Annotated in this window: 26 protein-coding genes and 1 tRNA gene; 19 read left to right on the top strand and 8 right to left on the bottom strand. The window is 72.8% G+C overall.

Translation table 11 applies throughout. From position 1 onward, the window contains the following. Positions 1 to 7: 7 nt before the first annotated feature. The gene (locus ACOOHE_RS11595; protein WP_420454243.1) at positions 8 to 598 is read right to left on the bottom strand and encodes a hypothetical protein; all 591 of its coding nucleotides are present in this window, start codon (positions 596 to 598) and stop codon (positions 8 to 10) included. An 87-nt stretch (positions 599 to 685) separates the two neighbouring features. Between ACOOHE_RS11595 and ACOOHE_RS11600 the strand changes: the two genes are divergently transcribed. Further along, positions 686 to 1,171, top strand: a complete 486-nt coding sequence (locus tag ACOOHE_RS11600; RefSeq protein ID WP_420454244.1) for a TrmH family RNA methyltransferase — start codon at positions 686 to 688, stop codon at positions 1,169 to 1,171. A gap of 40 nt (positions 1,172 to 1,211) precedes the next feature. After that, positions 1,212 to 2,009 (top strand): neutral zinc metallopeptidase, encoded by a 798-nt coding sequence (locus tag ACOOHE_RS11605; RefSeq protein ID WP_420454245.1) that lies wholly within the window; start codon positions 1,212 to 1,214, stop codon positions 2,007 to 2,009. A gap of 195 nt (positions 2,010 to 2,204) precedes the next feature. Here the strand turns inward: ACOOHE_RS11605 and ACOOHE_RS11610 are convergent, their stop codons facing one another. Then, complete coding sequence (locus ACOOHE_RS11610; protein ID WP_420454246.1) at positions 2,205 to 2,885, bottom strand: 4'-phosphopantetheinyl transferase family protein; 681 nt, start codon at positions 2,883 to 2,885, stop codon at positions 2,205 to 2,207. 109 nt (positions 2,886 to 2,994) lie between these two features. On the opposite strand from ACOOHE_RS11610, the gene ACOOHE_RS11615 reads away from it, so the two are divergent. The 4 genes from ACOOHE_RS11615 to ACOOHE_RS11630 all read left to right on the top strand — a co-directional run bounded on the left by ACOOHE_RS11615 (position 2,995) and on the right by ACOOHE_RS11630 (position 7,323). Next, positions 2,995 to 4,539 (top strand): acyl-CoA dehydrogenase family protein, encoded by a 1,545-nt coding sequence (locus ACOOHE_RS11615; protein WP_420454247.1) that lies wholly within the window; start codon positions 2,995 to 2,997, stop codon positions 4,537 to 4,539. Beyond that, positions 4,536 to 5,039 carry a DinB family protein gene (locus ACOOHE_RS11620; protein ID WP_420454248.1) on the top strand — a complete coding sequence of 168 codons (504 nt, stop codon included), beginning with the start codon at positions 4,536 to 4,538 and terminating at the stop codon, positions 5,037 to 5,039. The genes ACOOHE_RS11615 and ACOOHE_RS11620 overlap by 4 nt, the downstream gene beginning before the upstream one ends. A 251-nt stretch (positions 5,040 to 5,290) precedes the next feature. Beyond that, the gene (locus tag ACOOHE_RS11625; RefSeq protein ID WP_420454249.1) at positions 5,291 to 6,715 is read left to right on the top strand and encodes a TIGR01777 family oxidoreductase; all 1,425 of its coding nucleotides are present in this window, start codon (positions 5,291 to 5,293) and stop codon (positions 6,713 to 6,715) included. After that, a complete protein-coding gene (locus ACOOHE_RS11630; protein WP_420454250.1) occupies positions 6,712 to 7,323 on the top strand; it encodes a hypothetical protein in 612 nt (203 codons plus the stop codon). Before ACOOHE_RS11625 ends, ACOOHE_RS11630 begins: the two co-directional genes overlap by 4 nt. A gap of 23 nt (positions 7,324 to 7,346) precedes the next feature. Here the strand turns inward: ACOOHE_RS11630 and ACOOHE_RS11635 are convergent, their stop codons facing one another. Continuing rightward, complete coding sequence (locus ACOOHE_RS11635; protein WP_420454251.1) at positions 7,347 to 7,703, bottom strand: VOC family protein; 357 nt, start codon at positions 7,701 to 7,703, stop codon at positions 7,347 to 7,349. Positions 7,704 to 7,773: 70 nt separating this feature from the next. Between ACOOHE_RS11635 and ACOOHE_RS11640 the strand changes: the two genes are divergently transcribed. Further along, on the top strand, positions 7,774 to 8,208 hold the full coding sequence (locus ACOOHE_RS11640; RefSeq protein ID WP_420454252.1) for a hypothetical protein: 435 nt from the start codon (positions 7,774 to 7,776) through the stop codon (positions 8,206 to 8,208). Between the two features lie 224 nt (positions 8,209 to 8,432). Here the strand turns inward: ACOOHE_RS11640 and lysM are convergent, their stop codons facing one another. Beyond that, positions 8,433 to 8,897 carry a peptidoglycan-binding protein LysM gene (gene lysM, locus ACOOHE_RS11645; RefSeq protein ID WP_420454253.1) on the bottom strand — a complete coding sequence of 155 codons (465 nt, stop codon included), beginning with the start codon at positions 8,895 to 8,897 and terminating at the stop codon, positions 8,433 to 8,435. Positions 8,898 to 9,180: 283 nt separating this feature from the next. On the opposite strand from lysM, the gene aroB reads away from it, so the two are divergent. The 4 genes from aroB to ACOOHE_RS11665 all read left to right on the top strand — a co-directional run bounded on the left by aroB (position 9,181) and on the right by ACOOHE_RS11665 (position 12,768). After that, positions 9,181 to 10,287 carry a 3-dehydroquinate synthase gene (aroB, locus tag ACOOHE_RS11650; RefSeq protein WP_420454254.1) on the top strand — a complete coding sequence of 369 codons (1,107 nt, stop codon included), beginning with the start codon at positions 9,181 to 9,183 and terminating at the stop codon, positions 10,285 to 10,287. A 139-nt stretch (positions 10,288 to 10,426) separates the two neighbouring features. Further along, positions 10,427 to 10,500 (top strand) — tRNA-Met (locus tag ACOOHE_RS11655). Positions 10,501 to 10,544: 44 nt separating this feature from the next. Next, the gene (locus ACOOHE_RS11660) at positions 10,545 to 11,777 is read left to right on the top strand and encodes a glycosyltransferase family 4 protein (protein ID WP_420454255.1); all 1,233 of its coding nucleotides are present in this window, start codon (positions 10,545 to 10,547) and stop codon (positions 11,775 to 11,777) included. Between the two features lie 22 nt (positions 11,778 to 11,799). Continuing rightward, a complete protein-coding gene (locus ACOOHE_RS11665) occupies positions 11,800 to 12,768 on the top strand; it encodes an ion transporter (RefSeq protein ID WP_420454256.1) in 969 nt (322 codons plus the stop codon). A 16-nt stretch (positions 12,769 to 12,784) separates the two neighbouring features. Here the strand turns inward: ACOOHE_RS11665 and ACOOHE_RS11670 are convergent, their stop codons facing one another. Next, positions 12,785 to 13,141 (bottom strand): DUF3140 domain-containing protein, encoded by a 357-nt coding sequence (locus ACOOHE_RS11670; RefSeq protein ID WP_420454257.1) that lies wholly within the window; start codon positions 13,139 to 13,141, stop codon positions 12,785 to 12,787. A 27-nt stretch (positions 13,142 to 13,168) separates the two neighbouring features. Next, positions 13,169 to 13,597 carry a hypothetical protein gene (locus ACOOHE_RS11675; RefSeq protein WP_420454258.1) on the bottom strand — a complete coding sequence of 143 codons (429 nt, stop codon included), beginning with the start codon at positions 13,595 to 13,597 and terminating at the stop codon, positions 13,169 to 13,171. 150 nt (positions 13,598 to 13,747) lie between these two features. On the opposite strand from ACOOHE_RS11675, the gene ACOOHE_RS11680 reads away from it, so the two are divergent. Then, positions 13,748 to 14,221, top strand: a complete 474-nt coding sequence (locus ACOOHE_RS11680) for an META domain-containing protein (RefSeq protein WP_420454259.1) — start codon at positions 13,748 to 13,750, stop codon at positions 14,219 to 14,221. A 27-nt stretch (positions 14,222 to 14,248) separates the two neighbouring features. Here the strand turns inward: ACOOHE_RS11680 and ACOOHE_RS11685 are convergent, their stop codons facing one another. After that, positions 14,249 to 15,673, bottom strand: coding sequence for a hypothetical protein (locus tag ACOOHE_RS11685; protein ID WP_420454260.1), 1,425 nt, complete (start codon positions 15,671 to 15,673; stop codon positions 14,249 to 14,251). A 346-nt stretch (positions 15,674 to 16,019) separates the two neighbouring features. Between ACOOHE_RS11685 and ACOOHE_RS11690 the strand changes: the two genes are divergently transcribed. From ACOOHE_RS11690 to ACOOHE_RS11700, 3 genes are read left to right on the top strand one after another with little or no spacing between them, the layout of a single operon-like run. Then, the gene (locus tag ACOOHE_RS11690) at positions 16,020 to 16,805 is read left to right on the top strand and encodes an N-formylglutamate amidohydrolase (protein ID WP_420454261.1); all 786 of its coding nucleotides are present in this window, start codon (positions 16,020 to 16,022) and stop codon (positions 16,803 to 16,805) included. Beyond that, entirely contained in the window at positions 16,802 to 18,670 is a 1,869-nt protein-coding gene (locus tag ACOOHE_RS11695) for a flavohemoglobin expression-modulating QEGLA motif protein (protein WP_420454262.1), read from the top strand. The genes ACOOHE_RS11690 and ACOOHE_RS11695 overlap by 4 nt, the downstream gene beginning before the upstream one ends. Before the next feature lie 60 nt (positions 18,671 to 18,730). Then, on the top strand, positions 18,731 to 19,771 hold the full coding sequence (locus ACOOHE_RS11700) for a glutathione synthetase (protein WP_420454263.1): 1,041 nt from the start codon (positions 18,731 to 18,733) through the stop codon (positions 19,769 to 19,771). Between the two features lie 207 nt (positions 19,772 to 19,978). Here ACOOHE_RS11700 and ACOOHE_RS11705 read toward each other — a convergent pair whose 3' ends face one another. After that, a complete protein-coding gene (locus tag ACOOHE_RS11705; RefSeq protein WP_420454264.1) occupies positions 19,979 to 20,194 on the bottom strand; it encodes a hypothetical protein in 216 nt (71 codons plus the stop codon). 138 nt (positions 20,195 to 20,332) lie between these two features. Here ACOOHE_RS11705 and hppD point away from each other — a divergent pair, with 138 nt between their 5' ends. The 4 genes from hppD to ACOOHE_RS11725 all read left to right on the top strand — a co-directional run bounded on the left by hppD (position 20,333) and on the right by ACOOHE_RS11725 (position 24,911). Next, a complete protein-coding gene (hppD, locus tag ACOOHE_RS11710) occupies positions 20,333 to 21,592 on the top strand; it encodes a 4-hydroxyphenylpyruvate dioxygenase (RefSeq protein WP_420454265.1) in 1,260 nt (419 codons plus the stop codon). Positions 21,593 to 21,710: 118 nt separating this feature from the next. Then, positions 21,711 to 23,006 carry a homogentisate 1,2-dioxygenase gene (locus tag ACOOHE_RS11715; RefSeq protein ID WP_420454266.1) on the top strand — a complete coding sequence of 432 codons (1,296 nt, stop codon included), beginning with the start codon at positions 21,711 to 21,713 and terminating at the stop codon, positions 23,004 to 23,006. Continuing rightward, a complete protein-coding gene (locus tag ACOOHE_RS11720; protein ID WP_420454267.1) occupies positions 23,003 to 23,695 on the top strand; it encodes a DUF421 domain-containing protein in 693 nt (230 codons plus the stop codon). The genes ACOOHE_RS11715 and ACOOHE_RS11720 overlap by 4 nt, the downstream gene beginning before the upstream one ends. A gap of 133 nt (positions 23,696 to 23,828) precedes the next feature. Beyond that, positions 23,829 to 24,911 carry a porin gene (locus tag ACOOHE_RS11725; RefSeq protein WP_420454268.1) on the top strand — a complete coding sequence of 361 codons (1,083 nt, stop codon included), beginning with the start codon at positions 23,829 to 23,831 and terminating at the stop codon, positions 24,909 to 24,911. Positions 24,912 to 24,970 lie beyond the last annotated feature (59 nt).

Below are 24,970 nucleotides of genomic sequence, written 5' to 3' on the forward strand. Positions count from 1 at the left end.
GACGGCCTCAGCCGCCGACGGGGAACTCGATCGAAATGGTCCCGGGGTACTGGATCGGCCCGAACTGCGTGTTGATCGACGGCCGCGCGTCGAGCCGGATCGTCTGGCGCTGGCTGCTCACGCCGGCCAGGTTGCCGACGAGCGTGGCGAGGTCGCGGACGTTGCTGCCGAAAAAGCGGGCGAGGTCCAGCTCCATCGCGATGGGCAGGTCGACGGCGCCGCCGGGCGGGATCTGGCGCTCGTCGTTGTAGACGCCCGAGATGGTCTCGGTGTCGTCGAGGAACAGGGTCCAGTCGAGCGAGACGAGCTGGGCCGCGACCGGGTTGTCCGCCGGGTTCTCCGCACCGACGTGCAGGACGAAGCTGAGCGGCACCTCGCCGCGCGCCGCCGCCGTACCCAAGCGCGCCAGGTCGGCTGCGCCGAGCGAGCCCCCGTCGCGCAGCCGGTCCAGGTCGACGCCGGCCACCAACCCATTCGACAGGCGGTCGAGCTCGAAGTCGACCTCTTGGAGGGCGGCGATCTGCTGGAGCGTGGTGCAGCCGGGGACGGCGAGCAGGGCGCCGAGGACGACGACGGACAGGGGCGCGAGACGGGGCATGGCGGGAGGCGTGGCGAGATTGGGTGTACGCGCGACCCGGCACCGGGTCCCGCGCCCGTCAGCCGCCTCCGCCCTCGCCTCGGTCACGTGCCGCCCCATCCGCTTGTCGTCGTCGCCCACGACCTCCGCTCGGCGTACAACGTCGGCTCGATCTTCCGCACGGCCGACTCGGCGGGGCTGGCGGGCGTCGTCCTGGCCGGGTTCACGGCGACGCCCGAGCACCGGGGCGTGGCCAAGACGGCGCTCGGGGCCCAGGACGCCGTGCCCTGGCGCCACGTCGAGGACGTCTGGACGGCTCTGGCGGAGCTGCGGGCCGAGGGCTACACCGTCGCCGCGCTCGAACGGACGCCCGACGCCATCGCCCCGAGTGACGTGCCGGCCGGCGCGTTCCCGCTCGCGCTCGTCCTCGGCAACGAGGTCCACGGCGTCCCGCCCGACGTGCTCGCGGCGGCCGACCTCGTGATCGGCCTGCCACAGTACGGGGTGAAGGCGTCGCTCAACGTGTCGGTCGCCTTCGGGGTCGCGGCGTACGGGCTGGTAGAGCGGGCCCGGGCGGTCGCCGGATCCGGCTGAGGCGCCGCCGCGTTGGCCGGGTCCCCTCTCCCCCGTCTCCATGCTGATCCGCCCTGGCCGTTCGTCCGGCAACCTCATCGACCGCCGCGGCAGCCGGGGCGGCGGCAAGGTCGGGCTGGGGCTCGGCGGGCTGGTGCTGCTGCTGGTCGGCGCGTTCTTCGGGCTCGACCTGCGCCCGCTCCTGGGCGGCGGCGGTGGCGTGTCGTCGGCGCCGCCGGCGAACGAGCAGCCCGTGGACCCCCAAGACGAGGGCGCCCGGCTCGTCGACGCCGTGCTGGTCGAGACCGAGGAGGTCTGGGGCGAGCTCTACCGCGAGACCGGCGAGGCGTACCGCGAGCCCAACCTCGTCCTGTACACGGGCATGACCCAGACGTCGTGCGGGACCGGCCAGGCCGCGATGGGCCCGTTCTACTGCCCCAACGACCAGACGGTCTACCTCGACCTCTCGTTCTTCAACCAGCTCCAGCGGATGGGGGCCCGCGGCGAGTTCGCCGTCGCCTACGTGATCGCGCACGAGGTGGCCCACCACGTCCAAAACCTCGAGGACCTGCTGTCGCGGTCGCGGTCGAACGCGATGTCGGTCCGGACCGAGCTCCAGGCCGACTGCCTGGCCGGCATCTGGGCCCACCACGCCCAGGGCGAGGACGGCCGGATCGTCCTGAACGAGGCCGACATCGAGTCGGGCATCTCGGCCGCCGCCGCCGTCGGCGACGACGCGATCCAGCGGGGCGCCGGCCAGGCCGTCCGGCCCGAGTCGTTCACGCACGGGTCGAGCCGCCAGCGCGTCGACGCCTTCCTGAGCGGGTACCGCTCGGGCGACTACCGCGTCTGCTTTTAGGACTGGGCGATCGTCGATGGGGTGACGGACGATCAGGCGACGGTCCGGTCGTCAATCGCCCGATGAGTCGATTCCTCATACCAAGTCCGGGTGGAGTGTATGGGGTTGGGGGTGTGGGAGAAGACCGCGTTCCACGCCCACACGGGCTCCCCACTCCCTCCAGTCCCGATCAGCGACAGACAACCGGACGTGGTATCAATCGTCCGATGGATTGGCCCACGCGACGGCCAGCCACAGGTCGCCGGCCCGGCCGTAGGCGACCGTCCACGCGCCGGACGTGTCGGCCGTCACCGTCGCCAAGCCGCGGTCGGGCGGGGCCCCGTCGGCGTCGAGTCGGAGGCGAACGGACCGGCCGCCGGCGCGGAAGCCGGTCCGCTGGCCTTTGAGGACGGCCTCCTTGAGCGTCCACAGCAACGTCTGGGCGTCGTCGGTCGGGCCACCGAGCGCGTCCAAGAGCGGGCGCTCGTCGGGGCGCACGATGCGTGTCCACAGATCGGGCCGGCGCGGCGCGACCCGTTCGAGGTCGGCGCCGACGGGGCCACTGGCGACGGCCGCCAGCGCGGCGACGTCGGGGCCGTGGCCCGTGTGGGCGATGGACACGCGGAGGCCGGGGACGTCCGGGGCCCCGTCCGCAGCGACGGCGAGGGGGACGGCGTCGGGGGCCACCCCGAGCCGCGCGCCGACGAGCGTGCGGGCCGCCGTCCGCCCGAGCGCGAACTGGCGCCGGCGGTCGGCGTGGCCGAAGCCGGCCATCCGGTCGCGCTCGTCGGGCGTGAGCACGGGGCCGTCGGCGTCCGAGGCGTGGAGGAGGCGGGCGGCGACGGTCGGCCCGAGGCCCCACCGGCGCGCGTCGAGGTCCGTCATGGGCGGGGGCACGGAGGACGAGGGCGACGCTGTGACAAGAAGGGATCTCCCCCCGGGGACCTCCCCATACGGTTCGTAAGTTATTCCCTCCCTTGAACCCGGCTCCATGAGCGCCTTCGCCGTGCCCACTCTGCCCACGCCCTCGCCTCCGGTCGCCGTCCAACGGGCCAAGGAGTCGTTCGCCGATTTCGTTGCCGCGTACCGGGACCGGCTCGGCCACCTGTTCGGCACGCGCCACGACGTCGACGCGGCGGGCCCCGAGCGCGGGGTGCCGCCGTTCGTGATCCAGCGGTTCCGCGACGTCGACCCGCTCTCGGTCTTCGTGCCCGAGGCCTACGGCGGGCGCGGCGGGCCCATCGGCCACGGCCTGACGATGCTGGAGGAGACGAGCTACCACTCGCTCCCGCTGAGCCTGATCGTCGGGATCAACGGGGGCCTCTTCTTGCAGCCCGTGGCGAAGTACGCGACCGAGGAGGCCAAGCAGCGCGTGCTCCCGTCGTACATCCGCGACCGGAAGTTGGCCGGGCTCATGATCACCGAGCCCGACTACGGCTCGGAAGCCCTCTCGATGGAGACCGGCTGGCGCGAGACCGACACCGGCACGATCCGGATCGAGGGGACCAAGCACTGGGCCGGCCTGACCGGCTGGGCCGACTACTGGCTCCTGACGGCCCGCCCGCTCACGTCGTCGGGCGGCCTGCGCCGCGACGTCGACTTCTTTATCGCCGACGCGAACGCGCCCGGCCAGCACGTCGACGTCGAGGAGCTGTACCCGAACCTCGGGCTCAAGATGATCCCCTACGGCCGGAACCGGGTCGATGTCGAGGTGCCCTGCTCGTCCCGCCTGGAGCCGACCTCGACCGGCGTCAAGATGATGCTCGACACGCTGCACCGGAGCCGGCTCCAGATCCCCGGGATGGGCATGGGCTACCTCCGGCGCGTCTTCGACGACGCCCTGACGCACGCGCGCGAGCGGTTCGTGGGGGGCCAGGCGCTCCTCGACTACGACCAGGTCCGGGCCCGGCTGGCACGGTTGCAGTCGTTCGTGACCGGGACGGCCGCCATGTGCATGGAGACGGCCGGCACGGCCGGCGTCGACCGGGACCTGTTCGGCGACGGGCTCAAGGCAAACGCCTTCAAGACGGTCGTGACGGACTGGATGCAGGAGGCGGCCCAGTCGTTCCTCCAGCTCTCGGGCGCCCAGGGCTACCGCGAGGACCACCGCGCCGGCCGCGCGCTCGTCGACAGCCGCCCGTACCAGATCTTCGAGGGCTCCAACGACATCCTGTACCAGCAGGTCACCGAGTCCGTCGTCAAGGCGATGCGCCGGCTCAAGCAAGTCGACCTCGGCGCCTACCTCCGGACGGAGCCGCTCACGGCGCGGGCGGCGACGATGTTCGGCGAGTCGCTCGCGTTCGATGTCGACTGGTCGATGCCCCAGCGCAAGTTGGTCGACCTGGGCAAGGCCATCAGCCGGATCGTGACCATGGAGATGACGATCGAGATGGGCGAGCGCGGGTTCTCGGCGGAGCTGGTCCAGAACATGCTGGACGAAACGCGGGCCGAGGTCCGGGCGCTGCTCGAGACGTACCGCTCGGGCGGCCTGACGGCCGTCGTCGAGGAGACGGTCGCGCCCGACTGGCTCTCGCGCGTCCGCGTGTCGTGACCGGCCGCCCCGGGCCCGACGAGTACGCCGACTTCTACGCGGGCTACGTCGCCGCCACGACCGAGACCGACCTCGCCGACGCGCTCCGCCGTCCCGGCCTGGCGGCCCTCGTGCGCGGGCTCGACCCGTCGCTCGCCGGCACGCGCTACGCGCCGGACAAGTGGACGCTGGCGGGCGTCGTCCAGCACGTGATCGACACCGAGTGGGTCTTCGCGACGCGCGCCCTCCGCATCGCCCGCGGCGACCGGACGCCGCTGCCCGGCTTCGACCAGGAGCCGTACGCCGAGGCGGCCCCGGACCGCCCGCTCGCGGCCCTCGCCGACGAGCTCGACCGGCTCCGGGCCTCGACCGTCGACCTGTTCGCGTCGCTCCCGGCCGACGCCCTCCTCCGCGTCGGCGTCGCCAGCGGCCACCCGTTGAGCGCACGGGCGGCGGGGTGGATCGTCGCCGGCCACGAGCGGCATCACCTCGGCATCGTCCGCGAGCGGTATCTGGGGTAGCGGGGGACGGGGGACGGGGGACGGGGGACGGGGGACGGGGGACGGGGGACGGGGGACGGGGGACGGGGGACGGGGGACGGGGAAGGTGGCCGTCGCCGGGACGCACCGCAAGCGACGGAGCCGCGAGTTGCCCGGAACTTTTCCACGGCCGCTACGCCTCACGCCTCACGCCTCACGCCTCACGCCTCACGCCTCACGCCTCACGCCTCACGCCTCACGCCTCACGCCTCACGCCTCACGCCTCACCGCTCATGCGCTACACGTCCCGCCTCGCCGTCCCGGTGCCGGCCGCCGAGCTGTTCCGCTGGCACGAGCGGCCCGGCGCGTTCGAGCGGCTGACGCCGCCGTGGCAGCCCGTCGCGCTCCGCCAGCACGAGGGGATCCGCGACGGCGACCTCGCCGTGATCCGCCTGGGCACGCGCGTGGCCGGCCTCGACTGGGTGGCCGAGCACCGCGGCTACGACGACGCCTGCCTCGACGACCCCGAGGGCGCGTGTCAGTTCGAGGACGTCCAGCTCTCGGGCCCGTTCGCGGCGTGGCGTCACACGCACACCATGCTGCCGGCCGGGGAGGGCTCGATTCTGGAGGACGACGTGAGTTACCGACTTCCCCTCGCGCCCCTGTCGCGCGTGGCCGCGGGGTTCGGGGAGACCCAGATCGAGCGGATGTTTGCCTACCGACACCGGGTGACGCACGAGGACCTCCGCCGCCACGCCGAGGCCGGAGCACCGCCGATGACGGTGGCCGTCACGGGCGCGTCGGGGCTGATCGGCCGGGCGCTCGCGGCGTTCTTGCAGGGCGGCGGCCACACGGTCGTCCGGCTGGTCCGCCGGCGAGAGGAGGCCGTGAGCCGGGGGCCACAGGACCAAGCAGTTTTTTGGAACGTCGAGGCCGGCGAGATCGACGCCGACGCCCTCGGCCGGTGGGCGCCCGACGCCGTGGTCCACCTGGCGGGCGAGCCGATCACGTCGCTCAACGGGAGCACGGCGGCCCGGCGCCGGATCTGGGAGAGCCGGACGCGCGGGACCCAGCTTCTCAGCCGCGCGCTCGCCGCCCTTCCGACGCCGCCGCGTGTGCTGGTCTCGGCCTCCGCCAGCGGCATCTACGGCGACCGCGCCGACGAGGTGGTCACCGAGACGTCGGCCCTCGGTGAGGGGTTTTTGGCCGACGTCTGCCGGGCGTGGGAGGCCTCGACGGCGGAGGCCGAGGCCGCCGGCATCCGAACGGTCCACGCACGGATCGGGCTCGTCACGACGCCGACCGGCGGGCTGCTCCAGCCGCTGGCGCCCGTCGCCGCGCTCGGCCTGGGCGGCTGGCCCGGCGACGGCGCGGCGTGGTGGCCCTGGATCGCCCTGGACGATGTCGTCTACGCGGTCCACCATGCGATCCTGGACGACGGCCTAACCGGCCCCGTGAACCTGTCGGCGCCAGAGCCGGTCCACACGAAGGACTTTGTCAAGACGTTGGCCGAGGTGCAGAACCGTCCGGCGGTCGTGCGCGTGCCCACGGCGCTGGTCAAGCTGGCCGGCGGCGAGCTGGCGCGCCGCGTCGCCCTCGCCAGCGTGCGGATGCGCCCCCGCGCCTTGCTCGACCGCGGCTTCCGGTTCGCCACGCCCGACCTCCGCACCGCCCTCGCCCACCTGCTCGGACGCCTCGACACCCACACGTTGCCATGACCCGCCTCCTCCTGCTCGCCGCGCTCGTCGCGGCCCCCGCCCTCGCCCAGTCCGACCCGGCCCTCGCCGGCACCGCCGACCAGTTCCGCGACGACGTGCGCGCCGTCACGGCGATGGTCGCCACGGCCGCGCTCCTCCACGACGCCGACGGTGCGTTCCCGCGGACCCCGTTTGGCCTGCTCGGCAGCGCCCAAGCCGGGCGGACCGACCTCCGCTCGTTCCCGCTTTCCGATCTGCTTGTCGGCGGCGACGGCGACCGGCTGGTCCTCGACTACACGCCGCTGCCGCAGGACCCGTACGTCCGCCAGGACCGCGTCGTCCGCGTCGTCGTCACGCGCGATGCCGACGGGCTGTACAAAGGCGCCTACGAGATCACGCGCCGGGCCGACCCCGACGACGGCGGCGAGCGGTTGCCGTACGACGTGGCCGGGCGGTACCGCGTCGAGCGCGGGTTCGGAACGGCCTGCGTCGATGTCGAGACGATCCGCCTCCAGCTCGCGTCCGGGTCGTTCGACCCCGAGCCCGGCACGCTCGGCCCGACGCCCCTCGCGATCCGCGTGCATCCACCCGGAGAGGACGAGCCGGTGTTTTACCAGGAGGGTCGGTAGGCGAGCCCGTCGCCACCGTCCCGTTAGCTCTGCACCTCCACCGTAAAGCCGCCCGGCGCTTTGAAGTAGAACGTCCACGCCCCGTGGAAGCGACGCGGCGGTTTCACGTCGAACCCTGCGGACTTCAGCTGCTCGTTGAGCTCATTCACGCGCCCCTCGTTCTCCACGATGAACCCGATGTGGAAGCTGGGTGGGTACACGACCTCCGTGGCGCGGCCGACCGTCATCAGCGTGAGCACCAGCCCGGCGTCGTCGATCAGCACGGCGAACGAGTCGTCGGGCTCGACGCCCTCCGGGCTGCGCAGACCGAAGTAGGTCTCGAGACACCCCTTCGCTTCGGCTACGTCTGTGACGGTGAGGTTGAGGTGGTTGAGCGTCACGGGCAGAAGGGTCGGAGTGGATCGGCAAGGAACGCGGCAGTCCTCCATCGGCTCCAGCGCGAGCTCCCCCATGCCCCTCGTCTTCCTCGTCCACCTCGGCGCGACGCTGCTGATGGTCGGCGTGATCTGGGTCGTCCAGGTCGTCCACTACCCGCTGTTCGCCGGTGTCGGCGCGGAGGGGTGGTCGGCGTACGAAGCGGCGCACCAGTCCCGCATCACATTCGTCGTGGGCCCGCTGATGGTGGCCGAGCTGGTGACGGCCGTGTGGCTCGTGCTCGACCGGCCGGCGGCGCTGCCGGTAGGGGCCGTCGTCGCCGGGGCCATCCTCGTCGGCGTCGTCTGGACGTCGACGGCGTTCGTCCAGGTCCCCCTCCACACGGCCCTCGGTGGCGCGTTCGACGCCGACGCCCACGGCCGGTTGGTGGCGACCAACTGGGTTCGGACGCTGGCGTGGACGGCGCGCGGCGGGCTCGTCCTGTGGATGACGAGCCGCCTGGCGGCCTGACGGCCTCGGCCACCCACACGAGTGCGCCCCGCCAGCCGAGGCCGACGGGGCGCGCCGATGGGCAGGGACGGATCGGACTAGTGCAGCGTCACGCGGTCTTTGTCGGGTAGATCCCAGCCCGCTCAGATCCGTGATCCGTGATGCGTAACTCTCACGCGGAGGATCACGGATCACGCATCACGTATCCCGCGCGCCCGACCCGTCAGAATTGCTGTGCCGTTGCACTAGGCCGGAATCCGGATCTGCTGGCCCGGGTAGATCTTGTCCGGGTCGCCGATGACCTCGCGGTTGGCCTCGAAGATCTTGTTGTAGTCGTTGGCGTCGCCGTAGTGCTCCTTCGCGATCTTGGACAGCGTGTCGCCGCTCTTGATCGTGTAGTAGCGGCTCCGGGTGGACGTCGTTGTCGTCGTGGTGCCCGCCGTCTGGGCCCCGTCGACGCGCAAGCCGTCGTCGTCGACGTGGGCGACGCCCTTGACGTTGCCGGCGATGAGCGCGGCCTTCTCCTTGGCCGCCTGGCTCTTGGCCGTGCCCTGGAGCGTCACGCGGCCGTTGTCGTAGCGGATGCCGAGGTTCGACACGTTCGAGCCGAGCGCGCGCTCGATCTCGCTCTTGATCGTCTCGGCCTCATTGCCGGACTTGCCGCCGAAGAGGTCTTTGCCGGCGTCTTTCAGAAAATCGAGGAGTCCCATGGTCAGAGTCGGGTTGGTGAGAGGGGCGTCGAGTCGACGCCGGGTGCCACGCCAGGGGCCGCCCCGCTGTTCCGTTGGGCCGGTCGCCAGGGCGACCGCATGCTCGCCCCGGACCCCTCGCTTGAAGGGGGACCGTCCGCGCGCGCGCTGAGCGGAGCGAGGGGCGCTCGGACGGGGGGTTCGGGCCGAGATCAGTAGCGTGCGCTCGCCCTGGCCCGGTCGCGGGGGCAGCGGGCTGACGGGCCGGGCGTGGCGATCTTGCCGGGCCTCCCTCCCCCCGCCCGTGTCCCCGCCCGCCGTCCACGTTGCCCTCTCGGAGGGCCGGAGCTACGCCGTCCACTTCGAGCCGCTCGCGACGGCGCCGATGCACTTGCGCGAGGCCGGCGTCACGGGCCCGCGCGCGCTCGTCGTGACCGACGAGACCGTCGGCCCGCTCTGGCTCGACGCGCTCGCCGACGCCCTCCGCGCCGATGGCTGGCAGGTCGAGGCGACGGCGGTGCCGGCCGGCGAGGGGTCGAAGTCGCTCGGCCAGCTCGGCGCGCTCCACGACTGGGCGCTCGCGCTCGGCATCGACCGGGCGACGCCCGTCCTGGCGCTCGGCGGCGGCGTCGTGGGCGACCTCGCCGGGTTCGCCGCGGCGACCCTGCTCCGCGGGCTCCCGCTCGTCCACCTCCCTACGACGACGATCGCCCAGGTCGACAGCGCCATCGGCGGGAAGACGGGGATCAACCACGCGACGGGCAAGAACCTGGTCGGCGCGTTCCACCAGCCGCTCTTGGTCCTGGCCGACCCGGCCACGCTCGGCACCCTCCCTGACCGGGCGTTCCAGAGCGGGCTCGCCGAGGCCGTCAAGCACGCGCTGATCTCGGACCCTGCCTTGGCCGACCGGCTCGACCGCGAGTGGGACGCGCTCGTCGGCCGCGACCCAGACGTGGTGGCCTCTGTCGTGCGCGACGCGGCGGCGGTCAAGGCGGCCGTCGTCGAGGCCGACGAACTCGAAGCCGGCGAGCGGGCGGTCCTCAACTTCGGCCACACGTTCGGGCACGCGCTCGAACGCGAGGCCGGCTACGGGACGCTGACGCACGGCGAGGCCGTCGCGTTCGGGATGCGGGCGGCCCTCCACCTCTCGGCGTCGCTCCGCCAGGGCGCCGTCGCCGACGGTCTCGGCCCGTTCCAAGCGGCCGACCGGCTCGTCGCGCGCGTCGCCCCGGCCCCGCCGGCCCTCGACCCCGACCGGCTCACCGAGGCGATGGCGACGGACAAGAAGCGGACGGCCCAGGGGCTCCGGTTCGTCGTGCTCGACACCGTCGGCGAGCCCCGGCTGGCGGACGACGTGCCGCCGGCGATGGTCGAGGCCGCGTGGCGGTTCGCGCTGGAGAGTGGAGCGTAAAGGGCGGAGCGGGCTGCTGACGACCTCGACTCTGCCCGTTCCCATTTCCCCGTTCCCCATTTCCGGCGAGCGACGCGAGCCCCTTTCCCACAACCTTGGATTGTCGCCCGGCCGGCGCCCGGCGTATCCTGGCCGTCTCGGCGTGGTAGCTCAGCTGGTTAGAGCGCACGACTCATAATCGTGAGGTCGAGAGTTCAAGTCTCTCCCACGCCACCGACGCCCCCCGGCCCCGCGCGCCCGGCCTCTCCGCCGGGCGCGTGTCGTTTCGGCTCGCCATGCGGATCTACCTCCACGACTACGGCGGCCACGCCTTCCTGGTCGGGCTCGCCCGCCACCTCGCCCGGCGCGGGCACACCGTCCGCTACGGGTTCTCGGCGACGAACGAGGCGCCCCAGGGCGACCTCGCACCTCGGCCCGACGACCCGGCGTCGTTCTCGCTCGACCCGGTCGTCACGGCACCGGTCGACAAGCGGGCGCGGTCGCTGATGGGCCTCGTCCGTCGGCGCCAGGCCGAGGCCCGGTTCGGGCGCCAGGCCGCCGCCAACGTCCGCCGGTGGCCCGCCGACGTGGTGGTCGCGGCCAACGGCGGGCTCGACACCGTCGCGGCGCTGATGGGCGCGGCGCGGGCCCACGACGCCGCGTTCGTCAACTGGCTCCAGGACGTCCACTCGGTCGGCACGCGGGCCGTGCTGGCGCGGCGGTTCGGGACGATGGGGAGCCTGCTCGGCCGGGCGTTCGAGGCGCGCGAGGGGCGGCTCTTGCGGAGCGCCGACGCCGTGATCGCCATCACCGACGCCTTCCGCCCGCTCCTGGCCCGCTGGCGCGTCGAGCCGGCGCGCGTGGCCGTGATCGAGAACTGGGCGCCGATTGCCGACCTCCCGCAGCGTCCGCGCGACACCGCCTGGGCTCGGGCGCATGGGCTGGCCGGTCACCCGGTCGTGCTGTACTCGGGGACGCTGGGGATGAAGCACGACCCGGCCGCGCTCGCCCACGTCGCGCGTGTCCTGGCCGAGCGAGTGCCCGACGCGCGGCTCGTCGTCGTGTCGTCCGGGCAGGGGGCCGACTGGCTGGCCGCCCGCGCCGAGGCGCTGTCCAACCTCGTGCTGCTGCCGTTCCAGCCGTTCGAGGCGTTCCCCGACGTGCTCGGCGCGGCCGACGTCGTGGTGGCCGTGCTCGAGCCCGACGCGAGCGCGGTCTCGGTCCCGTCGAAGGTGCTGGCCTACCTGTGCGCCGGCCGGCCGGCCGTCCTGTCGGTCCCGGCCGACAACCTCGCGGCCCGGATCGTCGAGCGGGCCGGGGCCGGCGTGGTCGTCCCGCCCGGCGACGCCGACGCGCTCGCCGACGCCGTCGTAGCGCTCCTCCGAGACGACGCGCGCCGCGAGCGGATGGGGGCCGCCGGCCGGGCCTACGCCGAGCGCGCGTTCGACCTCGACGCCGTCGCCGAGCGCGTCGAGGCCGTCGTGACGGACGCCGTCGCCCGCGTCGGCTAGCTTGCGGCGTCCCCCCGTGCCGATGCCCGACGCGACGCCCGCCCTCAACCCCGACCGCCCGACGCCCGAGGGGTTCCGCCCGGCCGGGACCGGGCTCCGCCGGCGCCTGTTCGGGGTCGTGTTCCACGCCGACGACCCGGCGGGCAAGGCGTTCGACGTGGTCCTGATCGTGGCCATCCTGGCGAGCGTCGTCGTGGTGATGGTCGAGAGCGTGGCCTCGGTCCAGGACGAGTACGCCGACGAGCTGCTCGCGGTCGAGTGGTTCTTCACGGCCCTGTTCACGGTCGAGTACGCGCTCCGGCTGTGGGTCGTCCAGACGCCGGGCCGCTACGCCCGGAGCTTTTTCGGCGTCGTCGACCTGCTGGCCATCCTGCCGACCTACCTCAGCCTGATGATCCCCGGGGCCCAGGTGCTCCTGACCGTCCGCATCCTGCGGGCGCTCCGGGTGTTCCGGGTGCTCAAGCTGGCCAACTACCTCGACGAGGCCGACCAGCTCCGGCGGGCCTTGGCCGCCAGCCGCCGCAAGATCCTGGTGTTCATCTTCGTCGTCCTGACGATCGTGACGGTGATGGGCTCGATGATGTACCTCATCGAGGGCGGCGAGAACGGGTTCACGTCGATCCCCCAGAGCGTCTACTGGGCCGTCGTGACGTTGTCGACGGTCGGGTTCGGCGACATCTACCCGGTGACCCCGCTGGGCAAGGCCCTCGCGACGGTCATCATCATCATGGGGTACGGGATCATCGCGGTGCCGACGGGGATCGTGACGGTCGAGCTGGGCCGGGAGCGTGAGGCGGCCCGCGCCGGGACCGCGAAGGGCACCTTGGGAGACCCGGCCATGGTCCAGCTCGACCAGTGCCCCCGGTGCGGGCTCGGCGGGCACGACGCCGACGCGAGCTTCTGCAAGCGGTGCGGCGGCTCGGTCGTGGTCAAGGCCCGGCCGGTGAGCGACCCGGTCGGGACCGCCACGACCGCGAACGGGGCGCCGTGACCCCGTTGGGGGTCCGCTAGCCGCAGTCGACGTCGTCGTCCTTGCAGGGGTCGTGGCCCCAGTTCTTCAGCGAGTAGCGCCAGTCGGTCTCCTTCGCGCTCCCGTCCGGGCCCTGCGCGCGGTGCCGGTGGACGTAGCCGACGACCTCCGCCATGTGGTCGAGGTCGGCCTCGGTGAGCTCGTCCTTGTGTTTCCGCTTGATCTCGACGATCCGCCGGCCTGACTTGTGGCCGGTCGACTCGCCGCCGCCGTCCTTCGCGCCGACGCGCTTTGAGTCGTCGGTCTCGAGCCAGTCCTCCAGTTCTTGCGGCGCCATGTTGACGGCGTCGCGGAACTCGTCATAGGTCTCCTGTCGGTCGTCGGTCCAGTCCATCGTCGGTGCGGGCGTGGGGAGCGCCGGCTACCGGAGGGGTGGGGCCGCGTTCCGGGGCGAGGCCAGGATCGGGGCGTCCCCGACCGGCCGGCGGCGCTCGACCTCGTCGCGCCAGGCGCGCGTGAGCAGGGCGTAGTCGAGGGCTTCGGCCGCGTCGCCGAGGTCGCCGACGGCCTGGAAGCCGAGGTCGACGGGCGAGACGAACCGGGTGGGCGCGCTCGACAGGTCGATCACGCGGGCCCGCCCGAGCCCGTGGCGGTAGTCGCCCCAGAGCTGGCCGAGCACGCATGCCTGACCATCCGCCAACGACAGCGTGCCGGGGTCGACACGGGCGGCCCAGCCGGGGTCGCGGTCGTCGAGGAGGTCGGCGCCTCGCGCGGCGCGGGACCGGGCGGCGTCGGGCGTGAGCGCGGCCAGGCGGCGCGCGCGGCGGCGGAGGCGGAGGCGTCGGAGCATGGGCGTGTCGGCCGGGGAGGTCAGTCTACGCCCCGAGCCGGGTGCTCGTGCCCGGTGTTTTCGCCGCGCTGGCTTGGCCAGGGCACTCCACCGGGGATTGCTCCGGGCGCTTCCCATCGGGACCTTCGCCCGCGTTTCCTCCCCGCTGCCATGCGTCTCCGCGTCACCGTTCTGGCCCTCGCCGTCGCCGCGCTGTCGGGCTGCGACTCGTTATCCCCCTCCGACGCGCTCGTCGACCTGTCCGACGTCCAGACGGACCCGGCCGCCCTCGTCTCCGACTATGGGTGGGCGGCCGTCTCTGCCGTCTCCGACGGGGGCGCGTACCGGTTTCCGGAGGGCGTCCAGTTCTACGTCGGGTTCGGGCCAGACGGGTTGGTCGGAGGTCGAGTCTCCGCAAACAGCTTCGGCGGTCGATACCATGCGGCCACCGACGGATCGTTCCGGGCCGAGATCGAGTCCCTGACTCGCGTGGGCGTGTCCGACCGGGACTCGGAGCTGACGGGGGTGCTCCTCGGCGAGCTCCAGCAGGCCACCCGGTTCGAGGTCTCCGGCACCACGCTCCAGGTCCGCTCTGCGAACGGGGACGGGGTGCGGCTGGAGTGGAATGGGTTCCGGGCGCAGTAGCCGGGCCCAGAGCGCGGCCTCCCGACCTCAGGGGACGAGCAGCGCCAGGAGCCCCAGCGCCGACAACGGACCGACGATGCCGGCCCGGTAGACACGCCCCTCGAACTCGGTCGACTCCAGGTCGATCGGCCGCTTCCACCGGGCCAGGATCGCCGCCGCCGCCGCCGTCACCACCAGCGCCACGCCCACCGACGCGGCCGTGAACAGGACCGGCGCCGCCGGCGCCGACGCCCCGCCCGAGACGGCCCCGGCCACGCGCTCGGCCCCGACCCGGAGCCACACCACCAGGAGCACCGGCCCCACGCCGACGAGCGTCGCCCGCCACGCCGCCCGCCAGGCGAGCTGGGCCACCGTCCACCCGGGCCGGGCCGTCCGCATCCGGTCGACGCCGAGGAACGCGAACGTGGCCGCCCACGCCAGCGCGTACGGGAAGAGCAGGTCGAGGTCGAACGCGCTTGCCACCAGCAGCCACGTGACACCCACCGACGACACGCTGAACACGTTCTGGGCCGTGTGCGGCCGGCGACGCGGGTCGTGCGGCAGCCCGTCGGCCTCGCGCGCGGCGGGCCAGACGCGGGCGTAAAGCGCGTACACCAGGACCGGCGGCAGAAGCCACGCCGTCCCCCCCAACGCCCACACGAGGTAGCCCACCAGGACGGCCCCGAACACGCCGGCCCCGCCGACCGTCGTCTCGCGGCGGAGCGCGGCGGCCAGGCCCACCAGCAGCCCGAGCACGACGGCGTGGCCCGCCAGCAGCGTCGCGGGGAACGTGAGCAAGCGCAGCAACACGGCGTAGGTCCCGAGCGGGACGAACACGTTGTCGAGCCCCCGCCACGAGACGGCCTCGACGATGGTCGCCAGCACGGCCACGATCGCCGCGATCCACAGCGCCTCGGCCCGGCCGACCGGCGTGAACATGAGCAGCGGGACGTGGACGCAGAGGAAGGCCACGAACGCGAACGCGACCGACGCCTCGCGGCTTTTCGGCCCCTCGTCCGTTGCGAACGCCTTCCGCCCGTGGCTCGCGCCGACGAGCGCCGCCGTCGGCCCGGCGATCCCGAGCAGGAGCAGCGGGACCGTGTACAGGACCGGCGACTCGGACGCCAACAGGTACAGCCCGCACACGGCGACGGGGAACGCGACGTCGCCAACGGACGGCCGGTCGGGCACGTGGATCACGTCGCCCACCGTCTCGCGCAGGGCCGGCACGGCGCGGACGGCCCCCATCGCCGCGACCCCGGCGACGGCCAGCACGACGACGGGCCAGTCAGTGTCGAACAGCCAGGGCAGCGACAGGGCGACGGCGCTCATCGTCGCGTGGAGGGCCTGGCGCGTGGTCTCCGGCGTCAACCGGCGGGCGGCCCGGAGCCGGCGGAGCGCCACGAGCGCCAGGCCGAGCACGACCCCCACGGCGACGATCCCGAGCCCGGGCGGGAGGGCAGCCGGCGTCACGCTAGACGGGGCCGGGCTGTCGAGCCCCAGTCTCTACCGGGCTCCCCAGCAACCGCTTGCTTGGGGAGACCCTCTCCCCCTCCAGCCGTCATTCCCGCGAAAGAGGGAATCCATACGGTCTCGCTCGCTGACCGAATGCCGCATGGGTCCTCGCCTGCGCGGGGATGACTCCTCTTGTTTCTGAAACCGGCGAAGGACTGTCCAGCCCTGCCGGGGCGGAGGGGGAGCGCGTCCGGGGCCATGTGCGAGCGATAAGGGGACCCAAGGTAGCCCGGCGCGCCGCCCGCACGGACCGGACGAACCCGGCGGGGACGACGGCGTACCCCCCCGGCCCCTCTCTCGTGCCATGTCGTCCCCGTTCGCGATCACCGTCGGCCCCGGCCCGCTCGTCGCCGCCGCCGTCCACGACGGCCACGCCGTCCACCCCGAGACGCTCCCGCACGTCGCCCTCCCGGACGCCGAGCGCCTGCGCGAGGAGGACCCGTTCACGGGCCGGCTCACCGACGTCGCCCCGACGCGCGTCGTCGGGCGGCGGTCCCGGTTCGAGGTCGACCTCAACCGGCCCCGCGACCGGGCCGTCTACCGGACGCCCGACGACGCCTGGGGCCTGACGGTGTGGGACGGCGACCTCCCCGACGACGTCGCCGCCCGCTCCCTCGACGTCTACGACGCCTTCTACGAGGCCGTCCGCAAGCTGATGTTGCTCAAGATCCGGGAGTACGGGTCCGTCGTCGTCTACGACCTCCACTCGTACAACCACCGCCGCGAGGGGCCGGACGGACCGATAGCGGACCCCGAGGCCAACCCCGAGGTCAACGTCGGCACGGGGACGCTGGACCGACGGCGGTGGGGCGGGCTCGTCGACGGGTTCATGGCCGACCTGCGCGAGGGCGCGGCCCAGGCCGGGCTCGACGACCTCGACGTGCGCGAGAACGTCAAATTCCAAGGCGGACACTTTTCGCAGTGGGTCCACGAGACGTTCGGGAATGCGGCGTGCGTGATCGCCGTCGAGTTCAAGAAGACGTTCATGGACGAGTGGAGCGGGCAGGTCGACGAGGCCCACCTCGGCCAGCTCCGCGAGGCCTTGGCCCACACGGTCCCCGGCGTGCTCGACGCCCGGGCGGCGCTGTGACCGCGGAGGCCCTCGGCCGGACGGTCCGCGACGGGCTCGACGCGGGCACGCCGACGCGGCTCGACCTCGACGGCGGGACGGTCTTCGTGGACCACGCCGTGCCGGTCCTGGCCGTCCACCGGTGCCCCGGCGGGGCCACGGGCGACCCGGCGCTCGACGCCCGCGCCGCGTGCGACCAGGCCCACCAGCTCGTCACGACGCAGCCGGCCTACGTCGTCGCCTCGGACCCCGACCCGGAGGCGGCCCGGGCTTCCGTCCGCGCCGTCGCCGACGTGCTCGCCGAGGCCTGCGGCGCGCTCGTCGTGGTCGAGGTGTGGTCGCCGCTCGACGAGGGCCCCGACGACACGGCCGATCCGTTCGACCGCGCGCCGGGCTTCACGATCTTCACGGCCCCAGACGGTCCCTCCGACGACGCCGTCGACGCGCTGTGCGACGCGCTCTCGGGGATCGAGGTGGCGGGCCAGGGCGCCGGCGTCGAGCACGTCGTCACGCCGACGGTGGCGCCGCCCGGGCTCCCCCCGCTCGGGCTGCCCGGGACCGTCGGGCTCGCCGTCGACGCCGTGTTCCACAACGCCCGCGACGACGAGTTCTACCCGCGCGTGCTGGCCCGGCTGCGCCGGACGATGGCGCCGGCGCTCCGCCAGGCCGCCGCCGACGCGACCGGCGCCCCCGCCCCAACCCTCGCGCGGACGACGCTGGAACCGGCCGCTCGCGACGTCGACCGGGGGCTCGCGGCCGTGGCCCAGTCGTTCGGGTTCTTGCTCCAGGTCACGCCCGTCAACGGCGACGCGGCGTGGGACGAGTTCCGAGGCGGCGACTGCGAGCGGGCGCCGGAGCTGCTGTACCGCCCGCTGACGTTCGACCCCGACCGCGCGCGCCGGGCCCTGTTCGCGCTCCCCCTCGAAGACGTCGAGGACCCCGTGGTCGAGGGCCTCTTGCGCGAGTGCCGCGACGAGATCGAGTCCCACATCCGGATGGTGCTCGACGTCGAGACGCCCCAGTTTCTGCCGGAGAGCCTGCGCGTCTACGGCGCCCCCGACGACGCGCTCGTCGGCCTCGCCCGCCAGATCGTGGCCGCGCTCGACACGAAGGCGGCGGCCGCGTCCGGGGCCGAGGTCGTCGGGGCGACGGCGTTCGCGGCGCGGGCGCGGGCCCAGCTCGAAGCGTACCGCGCCCAGTCCGAGCACGTCCCGGTCGAGGTCGACGTCCGCGACGACCTGCCGGGCACGCTGATGGTCTCGCGTGGGCAGTTGCTGATCGGCTCGCGGTACCAGGTGGCCGCCCGGCGGGTCGAGGCGCTGCTGGCCCACGAGGTCGGCACGCACGTGCTGACGTACGCGAACGGACGGGCCCAGCCGCTCGAGCAGCTCCACCACGGGCTGGCCGGCTACCAGGACTTGCAGGAGGGGCTGGCCGTCTTCGCCGAGTGGCTCGTCGGCGGGCTCACCCGGGGCCGGTTCCGCACCCTCGCCGCCCGCGTCTTGGGCGCCCGCGCCCTCGCCGACGGTGCCGACTTCGTCGAGACGTTCCGCCTCCTGCGCGCCGACGCCGGCCTGAGCGACCGCCGCGCGTTCCGCGTCGCCGTCCGCCTGTACCGCGGCGGCGGGCTGACCAAGGACATGGTCTACCTCCGCGGCCTCCGCGACCTCCTGCGGCACCTCGCCGACGGCGGCCCGTTCTGGCCCCTCTTCGTCGGCAAGATGGCGCTCCGCCACCTCCCGGCGATCACCGACCTCCGCGAGCGCGGCGTGCTCGTCGCCCCTCCCCTCCGCCCCCTCCACGCCGACGACCCCGACGTGCGGGCCCGGCTCGACCGCGCCCGCGACGGGCTCTCCGTCACCGACTTGGTGAGGGATGCGGGATGAGGGATGCGGGATTCGTCCCCCTCCCATCCCCCCATCCCCCCTGCCTCCATCCCTTTCCCCATGCGCATCGCCTTCCTTATCAACTCGTTCGAGACCGAGCGGGACGTCTACACCACCACGCGCTTGGCGCTGGCGGCCCACAAGGCCGGCCACGACGTGCTCTACCTCTCGGTCGAAGACTTCGTCTGCGAGCCCGACGAGTCCCTCACCGTCCGGGTCCGCCGTCCCGGCGGGACGTACAAGACCACGCGGACGTTCTGGGCCGGCGTCTCCGAGGACGGCGTCGAGGAGCGGATCCCGGTCGAGGACATCGACGCGCTCCTGCTCCGCAACGACCCGGCCGACGACGCGACGGACCGGCCGTGGGCCCAGTCGGCCGGGATCGTGTTCGGGCAGATGGCGGCGCGGCGCGGCGTCATCGTGCTGAACGACCCCGAGGGACTGGCAAAGGCCGTCAACAAGGTGTACTTCCAGCGCTTCCCGCCGGACGTCCGCCCCAAAACCCTCGTCACGCGCCACGCCGACGACGTCCGCCGGTTCATCGACGAGCACGGCGGCGACGCGGTCGTCAAACCGTTCCAGGGCTCGGGCGGCGAGGGCGTGTTCGTGGTGCGCGAGGGCGACCACGCCAACCTCAACCAGATCATCGACGCCGTCTGCTCGAACGGCTACATGGTGGTCCAAGAGTTTCTGGAGGCCGCCGCCGGCGCCGACACCCGGATGTTCCTGGTCAACGGGCGCCCGTTGGAGCGCGACGGCGTCTACGCCGCGTTCCGGCGCGAGGGGGCCGAGGGCGACATCCGGAGCAACATGAGCGCGGGCGGCTCGGCGACGGCGGCCGAGATCGGCGAGGCCGAACTGGCGATCGCCGAGAAGGTCCGTCCTCAGCTGGTCCAGGACGGGCTGTTCCTGGTCGGGCTCGACATCGCGGGCGGCGTGCTCCTGGAGGTCAACGTGTTCAGCCCCGGCGGGCTCGGCAGCATCGAGCGGACGTCGGGCGTCGACTTCTCGCCGGACGTGGTCGAGGCCGTCGCCCGCAAGGTGGACGCCCGCCGTCATCTCCGCGGTCAGGTCTCGAACGTGACCCTGGCCACGCTGTAAAACAGCGACGAGCCCACCCCGGACACGGATCGGGGTGGGCTCGTCTGGAATCGGATGCTCTCCGGAGCAGGACTCCCAGCAACGGCGTGAGCCGTTGCACAAGGGTAGGGCAACGTGGCATTTCGCCCCTGGCCTCCGCTCGTCATTTCGCTAGTGCGCGAAGACTACCGACGGCTCAGGGCAGCGCCGATAGGGTCCGAGTGGCCGTCAGTCCCGCCGGAACCGCATCCGGTCGCGCGGGCGGACGCGGCCCCACTCGTCCCCGTCGACGGCCACGGCGCGCCAGCCCGAGCCGGCCTCGGCCTCGGCCAGGGCGACCTCGGCGGCGCCAGACGTGAGGTGCCGGCGGACGGCGTCGAGGTCCGTGCGGGCGCGGACGAAGACGGACGGCTGGTCGTGGGGCTGGACCTCGAACTGGGGCATGGGCCAAAGTATCGCCGCCCGAACGGGGCCCGGAGCCGGAAACGCTTCCGAGGGCCCATCGTATCTAGAGGCAGCCCGGAATGAGGCGTCGACCAGCGACCCGGCGCCCCGTAGACGGTACGATTCGACACCAGCCCCATGTCCGCCCAGACCGATCCCCGCACTGACCTCACCGCCGGCGACGGCGCCCCCGATGGCACCGAGGCCGTTCAGGCCGTCGCGACCGAGCCCGCCGCCCAGCAGACCGACGCCACGACCGCCCAAGCCGCCGGCCTCAGCCTCAAGGGCGCGCCCGACCACGTCGAGGACGACTTCCTCCCGATCAACGGGACCGACTACGTCGAGTTCTACGTCGGCAACGCCAAGCAGGCGGCCTACTTCTACTCGGCCGCGTTCGGCTTCCGCATCACGGCCTACCGCGGGCCCGAGACGGGCCACCGCGACGCCGCGAGCTACCTCCTGACCCAGGACAAGATCCGGTTCGTGTTCACGACCGCCATCCGGTCCGACTCCCCCGTCGCCCGGCACGTGGCCCAGCACGGCGACGGCGTCAAGGACATCGCGCTGTGGGTCGACGACGCCCGCGCTGCGTTCCAGGCCGTGAAGGAGCGGGACGCCGTGATCGCCCGCGAGCCCGAGGTGCTGGAGGACGAGGACGGCCGCGTGGTCGTCGCCGCGATGGGCACCTACGGCGACACGATCCACACGTTCGTCGAGCGGAAGGGCTACGACGGCGTGTTCTTGCCCGGCTTCGAGCCGGTCGAGAACCCACACTGGCAGCCCGAGCCGGTCGGCCTGAAGTACGTCGACCACTGCGTCGGGAACGTGCACCTGGGCGACATGAACAAGTACGTCGAGTACTACAGCCGGACGATGGGCTTCCGAAACCTGCTCTCGTTCTCCGACAAGGACATCCAGACCGAGTACTCGTCGCTGATGTCGAAGGTGATGTCGAACGGGAACGAGCGGATCAAATTCCCCATCAACGAGCCGGCCCAGGGCAAGCGCCGGAGCCAGATCGACGAGTACCTCGACTTCTACGACGGCGCCGGCGTCCAGCACATCGCCCTGGCGACCGACGACATCCTCGACACGGTGTCCCAACTCCGCGCCCGCGGCGTCGAGTTCCTGACGGTCCCGACGACGTACTACGAGGAGCTCCAGGCCCGCGTCGGCCAGATCGACGAGCCGGTCGACCAACTCGCGGAGCTCGGCATCCTGGTCGACCGCGACCCGGACGGGTACCTGTTGCAGATCTTTACCAAGCCCGTCGAGGACCGCCCGACCGTGTTCTACGAGATCATCCAGCGCAAGGGGGCCCGGACGTTCGGCGAGGGCAACTTCAAGGCCCTCTTCGAGGCCATCGAGCGCGAGCAGGAGCGGAGAGGGAATCTCTGATCGGGCGAGGTGTGATCGGGTGATTGGCGAAGCCGTCCACCTCGTCGCTCGCCCGATTGATCGCGCCCGCCTCCGACCATCCAATCGCCCGATCTGACATCATCCGATCACACTTGCCATGTCCTTCTACGTCCAGCGCGGCCAGATCCCGCCCAAGCGCCACACCCAGTTCCAGCGCCCCGACGGCGCCCTGTACACCGAGGAGGTGCTGGGCGAGGAGGGTTTCCACGGGATCGGGAGCATCGCGTACCACATCCACCCACCGACGCTCGTCGAGGCCGTCGGCGAGCCCGAAGACGTGGCCGTCGAGTACGCCGAGGAGGCGTTCCTGGCGCACCGCCACTTTCTCGGGCCCAAGGTCGAGCCCGGCGGCGACTGGCTGACCGGCCGCGTCCCGATCATGGGCAACAACGACATCGTGATGTCGATGTGCGTCCCGACCGACGCGATGCCCGACGACACGTTCTACAAGAACGCGACCCACGACGAGCTCATCTTCGTCCACGACGGCGAGGGCACGTTGCACACCGTCCTCGGCGACGTCGAGTTTCGGCAGGGCGACTACGTGCACGTCCCGCGGACGCTGATCCATCGGTGGAGCTTCGAGGGCACCGGGCCGGACGGCCCCTCCGGGGCGGGCCAGCCGCGGCTGCTGGTACTGGAGTCGCCGACCGAGTTCCGCCCGCCCAAGCGGTACCGGAACGACGTGGGCCAACTGTTGGAGCACAGCCCGTACTGCGAGCGCGACTTCCGCCCGCCCGGCGACCCGCCGGCCATCGACCAGGAGGGGCGGTTCACGGTCAAGATCAAGAAGCACGGGAAGCTGTTCCCGTTCGTGTACCGGTACCACCCGTTCGACGTCGTCGGGTGGGACGGGTACATGTACCCGACGGCGTTCTCGATCCACGACTTCGAGCCCATCACGGGCCGGATCCACCAGCCGCCGCCGGTCCACCAGACGTTCGAGGCGCGCGGGTTCGTGGTGTGCTCGTTCGTCCCGCGCCTGTTCGACTACCACCCGGACTCGATCCCGGCCCCGTACAACCACTCGAACATCGACTCGGACGAGGTCCTGTACTACGTCGAGGGCGACTTCATGTCGCGGAAGGGGATCGGGCGGGGCTCGTTCACGCTCCACCCCGGTGGCATCCCCCACGGGCCGCACCCGGGCACGACCGAGGCGAGCATCGGGGCGAAGGAGACGCACGAGCTGGCGGTGATGGTCGACACGTTCGCCCCGCTCAAGCTGACCAAGCAGGCGCTCGAGATCGAGTCGCCGGACTACGTCCTGTCGTGGCAGCCCGAGAAGCACGGGCACCCCCTGCCGGACGCCGCGCCCATTCCTCCGGGCGTGGACCTGGGGGGCGACGGCCAGGTCGGCGCCGGCCCGCCCATCGACGCAGCGCGCGGATGACGCTCCTCATCACGCTCAACGACTTCACGGGGCCCCTTGTCCCCTCGTCGTGGACCGAGCTCGTGAGGGTCGTGTTCATCTCGGTGGTGGTCTACGCCTTCGTCATCGCCAGCCACCGGGTCGTCGGGAAGCGGGCGGCCTCGCAGATGAACAACTTCGACTGGATCGTGACCGTCGCGATGGGCGCCATCACGGGCTCGACGATCCTCTCGGAGAGCATCACGCTGGTGGAGGGCCTGTTGGCCGTTTTCACGCTGCTGGCGCTCCAGTACGCGGTCACGCGGGCGACGGTCCAGTGGTCGTGGTTCCGGCACGCCGTCCAGGCGGGGCCGCGCCTGCTGTACTACGAGGGGGTCCCGCTGAAGGACGCCATGAAGCGGGAGCGCGTGACCGAGAGCGAGGTGCTCCACGCCGCCCGCGATGCCGGGCACCGCTCGCTCAGCGAGGTCTCGGCCGTGGTCCTGGAGGCCGACGGCACGCTCAGCGTCCTCCCCACCCCCGACGACGGGCTCGGGACGGCCGCGGCCCCGCTGCTGAGCAACGTGAACGGCCTGCCGGACTACCTCCCCCCCATCGACGACCCGGCCCGGATCGACGCCGACGAGTCCTCCGAGGACGACGATGACGGCTCTTCCTCGGACGACGCCGGGAGCTCGGACGCGGGGACTCCGCTGAAGCCGGTCGGCTAGCGCAGGGGGCGTCCGCGCGGTGGGCGGGCCGCCGGCGCGGAACCGAGGCGACTGGCGGCGGACGCCGAGGGCTGGGGCGCCGGGATCCGGGAGGGGCCGAGAGGGGTCCGCACCTCCCTCCCGCTTCCCGACCATGCGCGCGCTCGTCTCGGCTCTCGCCGTCCTCGTCCTCAGCGCTCCGGCGCTCGCGCAAGAGCGGCCCGTCGAGGAGACCGAGGAGGCGGGCGGGATCAGCGTGACCGACGAGGAGCGCCGCTACGACGCGCTCGTCCAGCGTTTCCAGAACGACTACCTCCGGTTCACGGCGCTCCTCCAGGTCGTCCCCACCGTGGCGTTCGAGGACGTCGAGGGCAACCAGCCCGGCTTCGACGTGGCCGCGGCGTGGCTCGGGATCGGCGGGCGCCTCGACGGCGGCATCGGCTACTTCTTGCGCGGCGACTTTGCGCGGTCGCCGTCGCTGCTCGAAGCGTACGTCAGTTACGGCTCGGACGACGTGCGCGGCGTCGTGGGGCGCCAGAAGGTGCCGTTCTCGGCCGAGTTCCTCATCGGCGCGGCCAACATCGACTTCGTCAACCGGGCCCGGATCGTGCGCGAGGTGGCGCCGGGGCGGGCCGTCGGCGCCCAGCTCCGGGCGGCGCCCGGCGGCGGGCCGCTCTCGGTCCGGGCCGGCGTGTTCAACGCGACCCAGACTACCGGCAGCAGCGGCAACCGAAGCGGCGCGTTCTCCCAGCGCCAGCGCGGCGGGGCGCTCCTGGCGGGCCGCGTCCAGGGCGAGATCGCCGTCGGCGACGGGACGGCCGTCGTGGGCGCGAACGTGGCCTACAACACGGAGGACACGTCGGACGAGATCGAGTCGCCCGGCCGGCTCGACCTGGGCGTCGACGTGCGGGTGCGGGTGGGCCGGGTCCTGCTGGCGGGCGAGGTGCTCCGCTCGCGTCTTGACGAGCCGCCATTTACGGCCCTCGAACCGTCCGGGCTGGACGGCGGCTACGCCACGCTCGGCGTCGACGTGACGCCAGACGACCGCCTGCTCGCCCGCCTCGACGTGATCGCCGTCAAGGGCGCGGAGGCCTCGACGGAACTCCTGCTCGGCTACAACCGGACGCTGACGCGCGCGGCCAGCGTCCAGGCCAACGTCGTCGTCCCGCTCTCTGACGCCGGCAACAGCTTCGACGAGCCGTTGCAGGCGCTCCTCAACTTCCAGCTCGCGTTCTAGCAAGTGGCCTTCATGAACGCGGGCCGACTCCGGAGAGCCGGCCCGCGCCGTGTTCGTCA

The sequence above is a fragment of the Rubrivirga sp. genome (assembly GCF_965213695.1).
In the GTDB taxonomy this organism is placed as follows: domain Bacteria; phylum Bacteroidota; class Rhodothermia; order Rhodothermales; family Rubricoccaceae; genus Rubrivirga.